Consider the following 12,647-nt stretch of genomic DNA (forward strand, 5'->3'; position numbering starts at 1 on the left):
CCGACAGCACTTTTCACGCGGTTCAATTTGAGCACGCATTCTCTTTTGTGACAAAGGCTTATGAGGTGTTTTATGAGCGCAACCAAGCATTCACGCCTGATCATCCTGGGTTCCGGCCCTGCCGGTTACAGTGCGGCGGTTTATGCCGCCCGCGCCAACCTCAAGCCTTTGGTCATTACCGGCCTGCAAGCCGGTGGTCAATTGACCACCACCACCGAAGTCGACAACTGGCCCGGCGACGTCGAAGGCCTGACCGGCCCGGTGCTGATGGAGCGCATGCAGAAACACGCCGAGCGTTTCGACACCGAGATCGTCTATGACCACATTCACACCGCCAAGTTGCAGCAGCGCCCGTTTATCCTCGAGGGCGACAGCGGTATCTATACCTGCGACGCCTTGATTATCGCCACCGGCGCCTCGGCGCAGTACCTTGGCCTGCCATCCGAGGAGGCCTTTGCCGGCAAGGGCGTCTCGGCCTGCGCGACCTGCGACGGGTTCTTCTACCGCAACCAGGTGGTGGCGGTGGTCGGCGGCGGCAATACCGCGGTGGAGGAAGCCCTGTACCTGGCCAATATCGCCAAGGAAGTGCACCTGGTGCACCGTCGGGACAAGCTGCGTGCGGAGAAGATCCTCCAGGACAAGCTGTTCGAGAAAGCCGCCAACGGCAATATCCGCCTGCACTGGAACGAGAACCTCGATGAAGTGCTCGGCGATGCCAGCGGCGTCACCGGCGCCCGCCTGCGCCACAGCGACACCGACGAAACCCGCGAACTGGCGCTGACCGGGGTGTTTATCGCCATCGGCCATAAGCCCAATACCGATCTGTTCGAGGGCCAGTTGAGCATGCACAACGGCTATTTGCGGGTACAGGGCGGCAGCGAGGGCAATGCCACGGCAACGGAAATCCCCGGGGTATTCGCCGCCGGCGATGTCGCCGACCATGTCTATCGCCAGGCCGTCACCTCGGCCGGCGCCGGCTGCATGGCGGCGCTGGATGCCGAGAAATTCCTGGACGATAACTGATGCTGACCTGGTTACAACGCAACTCCCTGACCTTCCCGCCCCTGGCCAAGGCCATGCGCGAACCCAATGGCCTGCTGGCCGCCGGCGGCGACCTGTCCGCCGATCGACTGATCCAGGCCTATCGCCATGGCTGTTTTCCCTGGTTTTCCGAAGGCCAGCCGATCCTCTGGTGGTCGCCGGACCCGCGCACCGTGCTGTTTCCCGATGAATTGCATGTCTCCCGCAGCCTGAACAAGCTGTTGCGCCAGCAACGCTACCAGGTCACCTTCGACCGGGATTTCGCCGCCGTGATCCGCGCCTGCGCCGCCCCACGGACCTATGCCGACGGCACCTGGATCACTGAGGCCATGCAAACCGCCTATCTGCAATTGCATGAGCGCGGTTTTGCCCACTCGGTGGAGGTCTGGGATAACGATGAGTTGGTGGGCGGCCTCTACGGCCTGGCAATGGGCCAGCTGTTTTTCGGCGAGTCCATGTTCAGTCGTGCCGACAACGCCTCGAAATTCGGTTTCGCCACCCTGGTCCGGCACCTCAAGGCCTCGGGGTTCGTCCTGATCGACTGCCAGATGCCCACCGATCACCTGCACAGCCTTGGCGCCCGGGCCATTCCCCGGGAGGACTTCGCCCGCTACCTGGGCGAACATCTGGACCAGCCCAACAGCGCGACCTGGCTGCCCTGACCCACTACGATCAGGTAACCTTCACACAGCACCTAGGCGTCTTTTCCCAGGCTGGCTTACACTTGATTCAACGCAATTGAAAGCTTATTCCGAGGGTCGATCATGACCGAGCTGGCGCGCTTGAAGTTCTATGCCACTCAACCCCACTCTTGCAGCTATCTGCCCGAAGAGCAGGCGACCACGCTGTTCCTCGACCCTAGCCAGCCCATGGACGTGCATGTCTACGCAGACCTGTCGGAAATGGGTTTCCGTCGTAGCGGCGACCACCTGTACCGGCCCCATTGCCAGAACTGCAACGCCTGCGTGCCGGCGCGGATTCCCGTGGCGCAGTTCCTGCCCGATCGCCAGCAGAAACGTATCTTCAAACGCAACGCCGAGCTCAAGGTCAGGGCCGTCAAGCCGGGGTTCAGCGAGGAATACTTCGACCTGTACCAACGCTACATCGAACAACGGCACGCCGATGGCGACATGTTCCCACCCAGTCGTGACCAGTTTTCCACTTTTCTGGTGCGCGACCTGCCGTTCTCACGTTTCTATGAATTCCGCCTGGAGGGGCGCCTGCTGGCCGTGGCCGTCACCGACCTGCTGCCTAACGGACTATCAGCGGTCTACACCTTCTATGAGCCCGCTGAGGAGCGTCGCAGCCTGGGGCGCTACGCTATCCTCTGGCAGATCGGCGAAGCCCGGCGGCTGGGGCTGGAGGCGGTCTACCTCGGCTATTGGATCAAGAACTGCAAGAAGATGAACTACAAGACCCAATATCGACCGATCGAACTGCTGATCAACCAGCGCTGGGTGACGCTCAGTTAGCTCGTCGCCCCCACCGGAATCGAACTGTATTTTCCAGGCCGGTACTAACCCCTTGGCGTGAACCCCCTTTTTCGGGCACAATGCACGCCGCTTTTGCCTGGCGCAGTTGCACCGGGCCATTCACTGGACACCGAGGGCTTTACTGCATGTCGAAAGAAGACAGCTTCGAAATGGAAGGCACTGTCGTCGACACCCTGCCGAATACCATGTTTCGCGTGGAATTGGAAAATGGGCACGTCGTAACCGCGCATATCTCCGGAAAGATGCGCAAGAACTACATTCGTATTCTCACCGGTGACAAAGTGCGCGTCGAGCTGACGCCCTACGACTTGAGCAAAGGGCGCATCACCTACCGCGCCCGCTAAGCAAGTCGATACAAAAACGCCCGGCACTTGCCGGGCGTTTTTGTTTGTGTGCATTTCAGGGAGTGACGCCCCTCTTTTGTGGGAGCCGGCTTGCCGCCCCCACAGGAGACGCAGTGTTTTCAAAATCACAGATACAACAAAGGCGCCAGAAGGCGCCTTTGTTGTGTTTACAGGACCTACATCAAGCCATTTCAGCCGTGGTTTCGAACTCGAAGGTCAGCTCGCCATCCTTCAGATCGATGTGCACCACACCGCCATGGTCGGACAACTCGCCGAACAGGATCTCCTCGGCCAACGGCCGCTTGATCTTGTCCTGGATCAGACGCGCCATCGGGCGTGCGCCCATCGCCGCGTCGTAACCACCTTCCGCCAGCCAGTTGCGCGCCGCATCGGTGACTTCCAGTTGCACACGCTTGTCTTCCAGCTGCGCCTGAAGCTCGGTAAGGAACTTGTCCACCACGCTCTTGATCACCTCATGGCTGAGGCGACCAAACTGGATAATGGTGTCCAGACGGTTGCGGAACTCCGGCGTGAAGCTCTTCTTGATCACTTCCATCGCATCGGACGAGTGGTCCTGATGCGTGAAGCCAATCGACGCACGTGCCGCGGTTTCGGCACCGGCGTTGGTGGTCATGATCACGATCACATTGCGGAAGTCCGCCTTGCGCCCGTTGTTGTCGGTCAGGGTCCCGTGGTCCATCACCTGCAGCAGCAGGTTGAAGACTTCCGGGTGGGCCTTCTCGATTTCATCGAGCAGCAGCACGCAATGCGGTTGTTTGGTGATGGCCTCGGTCAGCAGGCCGCCCTGGTCGAAACCGACATAACCCGGAGGCGCACCGATCAGACGCGAAACGGTGTGGCGCTCCATGTACTCGGACATGTCGAAACGCACCAGTTCGATCCCCATCGCCTTGGCCAACTGCCGCGCCGCTTCGGTCTTGCCGACGCCGGTGGGACCGGCGAACAGGAACGAACCGACCGGTTTGTCCGGCGACTTCAAGCCGGCACGGGACAGCTTGATGGCGGTCGACAGCGAATCGATGGCCGCATCCTGACCGAACACGGTCAGTTTCAGGTCGCGCTCCAGGTTACGCAGCAGTTCCTTGTCGGAGCTGGTGACGTGTTTTGGCGGAATCCGCGCGATCTTCGCCACGATGTCCTCGACCTGAGGCACCTCGATGCGTTTGACCCGTTTCTCGATCGGTTGCAGGCGCTGATAGGCACCGGCCTCGTCGATCACGTCGATGGCCTTGTCCGGCATGTGCCGATCATTGATATAACGCGACGCCAGTTCGGCGGCGGCGCGCAAGGCCTCGTCGCTGTACTCGATATTGTGGTGCTGCTCGAAACGCCCTTTCAGGCCGCGCAGGATACCGATGGTGTCTTCCACCGAAGGCTCGGACACGTCGACCTTCTGGAAGCGCCGCGCCAAAGCCCGGTCCTTCTCGAAGATGCCACGAAATTCCTGGAAGGTGGTCGAACCGATGCAGCGGATATCACCCGAGGAGAGCAACGGCTTGAGCAGGTTCGAGGCATCCATGACGCCGCCGGAAGCGGCACCCGCACCGATGATGGTGTGGATTTCGTCGATGAACAGGATCGCCTGCGGACGTTTTTTCAACTCGCCGAGCAACGCCTTGAAGCGCTTCTCGAAATCGCCGCGGTATTTGGTACCGGCCAGCAGTGCACCGAGGTCAAGGGAGTAGACCACGCTGTTGGCCAGCAGGTCCGGCACCTGGTTGTCGACGATGCGCTTGGCCAGGCCTTCGGCGATGGCCGTCTTGCCCACGCCCGCCTCGCCCACCAGCAGCGGGTTGTTCTTGCGCCGGCGCGCCAGGATCTGCGCCACGCGCTCGACTTCCAACTCACGCCCGACCAGCGGATCGATACGACCCTGGCGCGCCAGTTCGTTCAGATTGCTGGCATAAGCGTCCAGTGGATTGCCTGAAGATGAAGACTCACCGCCCTCTTCGTCCTGCATATCTTGCTCGCCTTCGGAGTGATCGCCGTGCCCGGGCACCTTGGAGATGCCATGGGCGATGTAGTTGACGACATCGATACGTGCAACGCTTTGCTGCTTGAGCAGGAAGACCGCCTGGCTTTCCTGCTCGCTGAAGATCGCGACCAGCACGTTGGCGCCCGTCACTTCACGTTTACCGGAACTCTGCACATGGAAGACAGCACGTTGCAGGACACGCTGAAAGCCCAGAGTCGGCTGGGTTTCGCGATCCTCATCATGGACGGGGATCAGCGGCGTGGTGGAGTCGATGAACTCCTGCAGATCGTGCTTGAGTTTATCGAGATTGGCGCCACAGGCACGCAGGACGGTGGCGGCAGCCTCATTATCCAAAAGGGCCAGCAGCAGGTGCTCGACGGTCATGAATTCATGACGCTTCGAGCGAGCCTCCTTGAAGGCAAGATTGAGGGTGACTTCGAGTTCGCGGTTTAACATAGTTCACCTCATACCCAAGTGGTCGGCATTAACCGTCCTTCTCGATTTCACAGAGTAGCGGATGCTGGCTTTCCCTGGCGTACTGATTGACCTGCATGGCCTTGGTCTCGGCGATGTCGCGGGTAAACACTCCACATACTGCCCGTCCTTCTGTGTGGACGGCCAGCATGACCTTGGTCGCCAGCTCGCGATTCAGGTTAAAAAACACCTCGAGCACTTCGACGACGAAATCCATCGGTGTGTAGTCATCATTGAACAAAACCACCTTGTACATCGGTGGCGCCTGCAACGCGGGCTTGGATTCCTGTACAGCAATACCCGCTGAATCGTCGTCGTGGGAATCCGGGCGATCCTGATTGAATGTTAGTCGAATCTGGCTGATTGCATGCATGGAAAGAAAGGTTCGTCAGTTGAGCAATTGCAGTGATGGGGGCACTTCGGACAGATTTCAACACTGGCCGTCGCGTCACCTTGACTATCGGCAAAACGGTGTTACAACCAATAGAGCCCACATTGGGTAATAAAGGTCCATACCGTCAACCGTTTTTCTGGTTCACGCAGTGAAGGATGAACTGGATGATACTCCAGTGATGGGGTCGTTTGCAGAGGGATATGAGCATGCTGAGTGGTAAAGTCAAGTGGTTCAACAATGCCAAGGGCTACGGCTTCATCATTGAAGAAGGCAAGAGTGAAGACCTGTTCGCCCATTACTCGGCCATCCAGATGGATGGCTACAAAACCCTTAAGGCTGGCCAGGCAGTAAGCTTTGAGATCATCCAGGGTCCCAAGGGGCTGCATGCGGTCAACATCCGGCAACTGGTCACCGCTGCCGCACCTGTTGCCAAACCGCAGAATGCTGCGACACAAGCCCCCGCCGTAACCGCCAGAGCCTGAAAGCCACACGCTTTCAGATAGAGAAACGCCCGGTCCAATCACTTGGGCCGGGCGTTTTCGTTTACCGTCGGTCAGCCTACATGTGCTTGATCAGCGCATCGCCAAAGCCGGAAGACGACACCAGCGTCGCACCGTCCATCAGACGCTCGAAATCATAGGTCACGGTTTTCGCGCCGATGGCGCCATTGGTGCCCTTGATGATCAGGTCGGCCGCTTCGATCCAGCCCATGTGCCGCAGCATCATTTCCGCGGACAGGATCAGCGATCCGGGATTGACCTGGTCCTTGCCCGCGTACTTGGGCGCGGTGCCGTGGGTCGCTTCGAACATTGCCACGGTGTCGGACAGGTTGGCCCCCGGCGCGATACCGATACCGCCCACTTCGGCGGCCAGGGCGTCGGACAGATAGTCGCCGTTCAGGTTCAGGGTCGCGATCACGTCATACTCCGCCGGACGCAGCAGGATCTGCTGGAGCATGGCATCGGCGATGGCGTCCTTGACCACCACGTTGCGGCCGGTTTTCGGGTTCTTGAACTGCATCCACGGGCCGCCGTCGAGCAGGGTCGCGCCGAACTCCTCGGCCGCCACTTCATAGGCCCACTCCTTGAAGGCACCTTCGGTGAACTTCATGATGTTGCCTTTATGCACGATGGTCAGCGACTTGCGATCGTTGTCGACGACATATTGCAGGGCCTTGCGCGCCAGTCGCTTGGTGCCCTCTTTGGACACCGGCTTGATGCCGATCCCGCAGTCCTGGTCGAAACGAATCTTGGTGACACCCATTTCTTCCTTCAGGAACTTGATGACCTTGATCGCTTCCGGCGAACCGGCCTTCCATTCGATACCGGCATAGATATCTTCGGAGTTCTCACGGAAGATCGTCATATCAACGTCGCCGGGCTTCTTCACCGGGCTGGGCACGCCTTCGAACCAGCGCACCGGACGCAGGCAGACATACAGGTCGAGCTGCTGACGCAGGGCCACGTTCAGCGAACGGATGCCGCCGCCCACCGGTGTGGTCAGCGGCCCCTTGATGGAAACCACATAATCCTTGACCGCATCCAGGGTTTCCTGGGGCAGCCAGGTGTCCTGGTCATAGACCTGGGTGGCCTTCTCGCCGGCAAAGACTTCCATCCAGGAAATCTTGCGCTTGCCGCCGTAGGCCTTGTGTACCGCCGCATCGACGACCTTGATCATCACCGGGCTGATATCGACGCCAATACCATCGCCTTCGATGAAGGGGATGATCGGGTTGTCAGGAACATTGAGAGAATGGTCTGGATTGACGGTGATTTTTTCGCCGACGGCCGGAACCTGAATCTTCTTGTATCCCATGTTGAACTCCATCTATGGATTGAACATCTGGCTGCGTTCGAGCGTACCCCAGGTGCTTGCCCGTGGGAACCTCACACCCGACTCATCTGCCGCGAAAAACCTCGATTTCGCGGCCTACAAGCTTGAAAGCAAAGGTAAAAGCGCCAAAGTCGAGCACTGCTTGCGACACCTCGCCGCAGGGTGCCCTGCGACCTTTAGACCAATGGACGAGTGTAGTCGCTTATGAAGCATCGGCGTTTTGCCAGCAACCTATGTATAATCGCGCCGCTGACCATGGAGTCACGACGGCCGACCTCTCTACAACGAGACTTTCCGCCTGAAAAAGCCGGGTTGTTATCGCAATCCGACCGCTTGACGCTCGACTGATGCACCCAACATCACCGCGCGCGAAGAAACCTCGACATTCGGCTCATGGATGACTTTTGAACGAACGCGCTTACCCGGCGCATCTCGAGTTTCTGCGCATGCTTTAGCAAAGAAGAGAGTTAATCCGAATATGCCCAACCGTTCGAAGATCATCTACACCTTCACCGACGAAGCCCCTGCCCTCGCCACCTATTCACTGTTGCCTATCGTAGAGGCCTTTACCGCTTCGGCTGATATCGCCGTGGAAACCCGTGATATCTCGCTGGCCGGCCGCATTCTCGCAAGCTTCCCTGAACAACTGGGCGCCAAGGCCGTGCCGGACCACCTCGCCGAACTGGGCGAGCTGGCTATCACCCCCGAAGCCAACATCATCAAGCTGCCGAACATCAGCGCCTCGGTTCCACAACTGCAGGCCGCGATCAAGGAACTGCAAGCCCAGGGTTTCAACATCCCGGACTACCCGGAAACCGTCAGCACCGACGCCGAGAAAGACGCTCGCGCCCGTTACGACAAGATCAAGGGCAGCGCCGTGAACCCGGTCCTGCGCGAAGGCAACTCCGACCGCCGCGCGCCGCTGTCGGTCAAGAACTATGCCCGCAAGCACCCGCACAAGATGGGCGCCTGGGCTGCCGACTCCAAGTCCCACGTCGCTCACATGAGCACCGGTGACTTCTACGGCAGCGAAAAAGCCGCACTGATCGACGCTGCCGGCAGCGTCAAGATCGAGCTGATCGCCCAGGATGGCACTGCCAGCGTCCTGAAAGAGAAGACCAGCGTACAAGCCGGTGAGATCCTCGACTGCGCCGTGCTGAGCAAGAACGCCCTGCGCAGCTTCATCGCCGCCGAAATCGAAGACGCCAAGCAACAAGGCGTGCTGCTGTCGGTTCACCTGAAAGCCACCATGATGAAGGTCTCCGACCCGATCATGTTCGGCCAGATCGTTGCCGAGTTCTATAAAGACGCCCTGGCCAAGCACGCTGACGTGCTGGAGCAGATCGGCTTCAACCTGAACAACGGCATCGGCGACCTGTACGCCCGCATCAAGGCCCTGCCGGCCGAGCAGCAGGCGCAGATCGAAGCCGACATCCAGGCGGTCTACGCTGCCCGTCCGTCGTTGGCCATGGTCAACTCCGACAAAGGCATCACCAACCTGCACGTGCCGAGCGACGTCATCGTCGACGCCTCGATGCCAGCGATGATCCGTGACTCCGGCAAGATGTGGGGCACCGACGGCCAGCTGCACGACACCAAGGCGGTGATCCCGGATCGCTGCTACGCCACCATCTACCAGGCGGTGATCGAAGACTGCAAGCAACACGGCGCCTTCGACCCAACCACCATGGGCAGCGTGCCGAACGTCGGCCTGATGGCGAAGAAAGCCGAAGAGTACGGTTCCCACGACAAGACCTTCCAGATCAAGACCGACGGCGTGGTTCGGGTGACCGACAGCACCGGTCGTACCCTGCTGGAACAGACCGTGGAAGCCGGCGACATCTTCCGTATGTGCCAGACCAAGGACGCGCCGATCCAGGACTGGGTCAAGCTGGCCGTCAACCGTGCCCGCGCCAGCAGCACTCCAGCGATTTTCTGGCTGGACCCAATGCGCGCCCACGACGGCGTGGTCATCGAGAAGGTCCAGACCTACCTCAAGGACCACGACACCACCGGCCTGGATATCCAGATCATGTCGCCGGTCGACGCGATGAAGTACACCCTGGACCGCACCCGCGCCGGCAAGGACACCATCTCGGTGACCGGTAACGTGCTGCGCGACTACCTGACCGACCTGTTCCCGATCATGGAACTGGGCACCAGCGCCAAGATGCTGTCGATCGTGCCGCTGATGAACGGCGGTGGCCTGTTCGAAACCGGCGCCGGCGGTTCGGCACCGAAACACGTGCAGCAACTGGTGGAAGAGAACTTCCTGCGCTGGGACTCCCTGGGTGAATTCCTGGCCCTGGCCGCGTCCCTGGAACACCTGGGCGTGACCTACAACAACCCGAAAGCCCTGGTGCTGTCGAAGACCCTGGACCAGGCCACTGGCCAGTTCCTCGACAACAACAAGTCGCCATCGCGTAAAGTCGGCAACATCGACAACCGCGGCAGCCACTTCTACCTGGCGCTGTACTGGGCCCAGGCCCTGGCCGCCCAGAGCGAAGACACTGCGCTGCAAGGCCAGTTCACCCAGCTGGCCAAGACCCTGGCCGAGAACGAGGCGACCATCGTTGCCGAGCTCAACGCCGTACAGGGCAAGCCAGTGGACATCGGCGGCTACTACCACGCCGACGCCGAGCTGATCAGCAAGGCCATGCGTCCGAGCGCAACCCTCAACGCGGCGATTGCCGCGCTGGTGTAAGCTCCTCGGCAGTACCACAAGCCCCGGCCCAGTGCCGGGGTTTGTGTTTTCACAACCAGAGAAACTACCCTATGGAATGGCAACCCCACATCACCGTCGCCACTGTCGTCGAAGACAACGGTCGCTTTCTCTTCACCGAAGAGTGCTACGAAGCAGCAACGGTCCTCAACCAGCCCGCCGGTCACCTGGACCCGAATGAAAGCCTCAGCGAGGCCGCCATCCGCGAAACCCTCGAGGAAACCGGCTGGGAGGTGGAACTGACCGGCGTCGTCGGCATCTACCTGTATACCGCCCCGAGCAACGGCGTGACCTACCAGCGCGTCTGCTTTGCCGGCAAAGCGCTCAAGCACCGCCCGGACTACCCACTGGACCACGGCATCATCGGCCCACGCTGGCTGACCCGCGACGAATTGCTGGCCCTGCGCCCGCAATGGCGCAGCGAGCTGATCATCCGCTGCCTGGACGATTATCTGGCCGGTCCCCTGCACAGTCTCGAGCTGATCCGCCCTTCTCTTTAGCCTTGCGGGCCCGGGCCTGTTAGAATCGCGTCCTTTTTCGAAGACACTCATTGAATCCCTATGCGTGATCCAGCTGCCACCGCCCCAGAAAACCTGCGCGTCATCGTCGGCATGTCCGGCGGCGTAGACTCTTCCGTTTCCGCCGTACTGCTGATGGAGCAGGGTTACCAGGTGGAAGGCCTGTTCATGAAGAACTGGGAAGAAGACGACGGAACGGAGTACTGCACCGCCATGGACGACCTGGCGGACGCCCAGGCCGTGTGCGACAAGATCGGCATCAAGCTGCACACCGCCAACTTCGCCGCCGAATACTGGGACAACGTGTTCGAACACTTCCTGGCCGAATACAAGGCCGGACGCACGCCGAACCCGGACATCCTCTGCAACCGCGAAATCAAGTTCAAGGCGTTCCTCGACTACGCCCTGATGCTGGGTGCCGACCTGATTGCCACCGGCCATTACGTACGTCGCCGCGACATCGACGGCCGCACCGAACTGCTCAAGGGCCTGGACCCGAATAAGGACCAGAGCTACTTCCTCCACGCCGTCGGCGGCGAACAGATCGCCAAGACCCTGTTCCCGGTCGGTGAACTGGAAAAGCCCGCAGTACGCGCCATTGCCGAGAAACACGAACTGGCCACGGCGAAGAAGAAGGACTCCACCGGTATCTGCTTTATCGGCGAACGGCGCTTCAGCGACTTCCTCAAGCAGTACCTGCCGGCCCAACCGGGTGAGATCAAGACCACCGAAGGCGAAGTCATCGGTCGTCACCACGGCCTGATGTACCACACCATCGGCCAGCGCCAGGGCCTGGGCATCGGCGGCCTGAAGGACGCCGGCGACGAGCCCTGGTACGTGCTGCTCAAGGACCTGGAACACAACGAACTGATCGTCGGCCAGGGCAACGAGCACCCGTGGCTGTTTTCCCGCGCCCTGCTCGCCTCCGAGATCTACTGGGTCAACCCGGTGGACCTGAGCGTGCCGCGCAAGCTGACGGCCAAGGTTCGTTATCGCCAAAGCGACCAGTCCTGCACCCTGGAACAGACCGAAAACGGCTATCGCGCCGTGTTCGATGAACCCCAGCGCGCGGTGACCCCGGGGCAGTCCGTGGTGTTCTACGACGGTGAGGTCTGCCTCGGTGGCGGCGTGATCGAAGTCGCCGAGCCCTGGACCTTCAAGGAACAGCGCCCATGAGCCCGACCCAGGAGCAACTGACGGCGCTGGGCGGTGTGTTTCTCGCCGCGGTGCTGGTGGACAAGATCGCCAAGAGCGGCCAGTCCAGCGAAGCCGGCCTGAGCTGCATGCTCAACAGCCTGCTGGTGCGCGACCCCAAGGACACCCTGGAAGTCTATGGTGGCGACGACCTCCAACTGCGCGACGGCTACCGCGCGCTGATCGGTGCCCTGGAGCGCGACCCCAGCGCCCTGCAACGCGAACCGCTGCGCTACGCCCTGTCGATGCTCGGCCTCGAGCGCCAGTTGGCCAAGCGTGATGACTTGCTGGAGATCATCGGCAAGCGCCTGCCGCAGATCCAGTCCCAGGTCGAGCATTTCGGCCCGTCCCACGAAAACGTCGTGGCTGCCTGCGGCGCCCTCTACCAGGACACCCTGAGCACCCTGCGCCAGCGTATCCAGGTGCACGGCGACATGCGCAACCTGCAACAACCGAGCAACGCCTCGAAGATCCGCGCCCTGCTCCTGGCCGGTATCCGCTCGGCGCGCCTGTGGCGACAACTGGGTGGCCATCGCTGGCAACTGGTGGTCAGCCGGCGCAAGCTGCTCAAGGAACTCTACCCGCTGATGCACAGCGCCTAGGCGCCGTTATCCGCGAAAAGCGCAAGACGCCGGTCG

12 protein-coding genes are annotated in these 12,647 nt (G+C 60.7%); 9 read left to right on the forward strand and 3 right to left on the reverse strand.

Features of this window, described 5'->3' with window-relative positions; all coding sequences use genetic code 11:
- Positions 1 to 72 precede the first annotated feature (72 nt).
- The 4 genes from trxB (at position 73) to infA (ending at position 2,878) form a co-directional block, all read left to right on the forward strand.
- Positions 73 to 1,023 carry a thioredoxin-disulfide reductase gene (gene trxB, locus M5B42_RS23045; RefSeq protein WP_103498217.1) on the forward strand — a complete coding sequence of 317 codons (951 nt, stop codon included), beginning with the start codon at positions 73 to 75 and terminating at the stop codon, positions 1,021 to 1,023.
- Positions 1,023 to 1,703, forward strand: coding sequence for a leucyl/phenylalanyl-tRNA--protein transferase (gene aat, locus M5B42_RS23050; RefSeq protein ID WP_248747131.1), 681 nt, complete (start codon positions 1,023 to 1,025; stop codon positions 1,701 to 1,703). Before trxB ends, aat begins: the two co-directional genes overlap by 1 nt.
- A gap of 102 nt (positions 1,704 to 1,805) precedes the next feature.
- Complete coding sequence (locus tag M5B42_RS23055) at positions 1,806 to 2,513, forward strand: arginyltransferase (protein ID WP_103498215.1); 708 nt, start codon at positions 1,806 to 1,808, stop codon at positions 2,511 to 2,513.
- Between the two features lie 146 nt (positions 2,514 to 2,659).
- Positions 2,660 to 2,878: a translation initiation factor IF-1 gene (infA, locus tag M5B42_RS23060; RefSeq protein WP_002553999.1), complete on the forward strand. Its 219-nt coding sequence runs from the start codon at positions 2,660 to 2,662 to the stop codon at positions 2,876 to 2,878.
- 181 nt (positions 2,879 to 3,059) lie between these two features.
- On the opposite strand, the gene clpA is transcribed toward infA, so the two are convergent.
- Together clpA and clpS are read right to left on the reverse strand one after the other, a co-directional pair.
- Complete coding sequence (gene clpA, locus M5B42_RS23065) at positions 3,060 to 5,330, reverse strand: ATP-dependent Clp protease ATP-binding subunit ClpA (protein ID WP_103494146.1); 2,271 nt, start codon at positions 5,328 to 5,330, stop codon at positions 3,060 to 3,062.
- Positions 5,331 to 5,358: 28 nt separating this feature from the next.
- Positions 5,359 to 5,721 (reverse strand): ATP-dependent Clp protease adapter ClpS, encoded by a 363-nt coding sequence (gene clpS / locus M5B42_RS23070; protein WP_040069302.1) that lies wholly within the window; start codon positions 5,719 to 5,721, stop codon positions 5,359 to 5,361.
- A gap of 221 nt (positions 5,722 to 5,942) precedes the next feature.
- Here clpS and cspD point away from each other — a divergent pair, with 221 nt between their 5' ends.
- Positions 5,943 to 6,224 (forward strand): cold shock domain-containing protein CspD, encoded by a 282-nt coding sequence (gene cspD / locus M5B42_RS23075; RefSeq protein WP_305123111.1) that lies wholly within the window; start codon positions 5,943 to 5,945, stop codon positions 6,222 to 6,224.
- Between the two features lie 76 nt (positions 6,225 to 6,300).
- Here the strand turns inward: cspD and icd are convergent, their stop codons facing one another.
- Positions 6,301 to 7,557, reverse strand: coding sequence for an NADP-dependent isocitrate dehydrogenase (gene icd, locus M5B42_RS23080; RefSeq protein ID WP_103494147.1), 1,257 nt, complete (start codon positions 7,555 to 7,557; stop codon positions 6,301 to 6,303).
- Positions 7,558 to 8,053: 496 nt separating this feature from the next.
- Between icd and M5B42_RS23085 the strand changes: the two genes are divergently transcribed.
- From M5B42_RS23085 to hflD, 4 genes are all read left to right on the forward strand, one after another.
- The gene (locus M5B42_RS23085; RefSeq protein ID WP_248747132.1) at positions 8,054 to 10,279 is read left to right on the forward strand and encodes an NADP-dependent isocitrate dehydrogenase; all 2,226 of its coding nucleotides are present in this window, start codon (positions 8,054 to 8,056) and stop codon (positions 10,277 to 10,279) included.
- A gap of 71 nt (positions 10,280 to 10,350) precedes the next feature.
- The gene (locus M5B42_RS23090) at positions 10,351 to 10,797 is read left to right on the forward strand and encodes an NUDIX hydrolase (RefSeq protein WP_177104228.1); all 447 of its coding nucleotides are present in this window, start codon (positions 10,351 to 10,353) and stop codon (positions 10,795 to 10,797) included.
- Between the two features lie 60 nt (positions 10,798 to 10,857).
- Entirely contained in the window at positions 10,858 to 11,991 is a 1,134-nt protein-coding gene (gene mnmA / locus M5B42_RS23095) for a tRNA 2-thiouridine(34) synthase MnmA (RefSeq protein WP_177104230.1), read from the forward strand.
- On the forward strand, positions 11,988 to 12,611 hold the full coding sequence (gene hflD, locus M5B42_RS23100; protein WP_103494152.1) for a high frequency lysogenization protein HflD: 624 nt from the start codon (positions 11,988 to 11,990) through the stop codon (positions 12,609 to 12,611). The genes mnmA and hflD overlap by 4 nt, the downstream gene beginning before the upstream one ends.
- Positions 12,612 to 12,647 lie beyond the last annotated feature (36 nt).

It is taken from the genome of Pseudomonas sp. MWU12-2037, from assembly GCF_023242345.1.
GTDB lineage: Bacteria > Pseudomonadota > Gammaproteobacteria > Pseudomonadales > Pseudomonadaceae > Aquipseudomonas > Aquipseudomonas gingeri_D.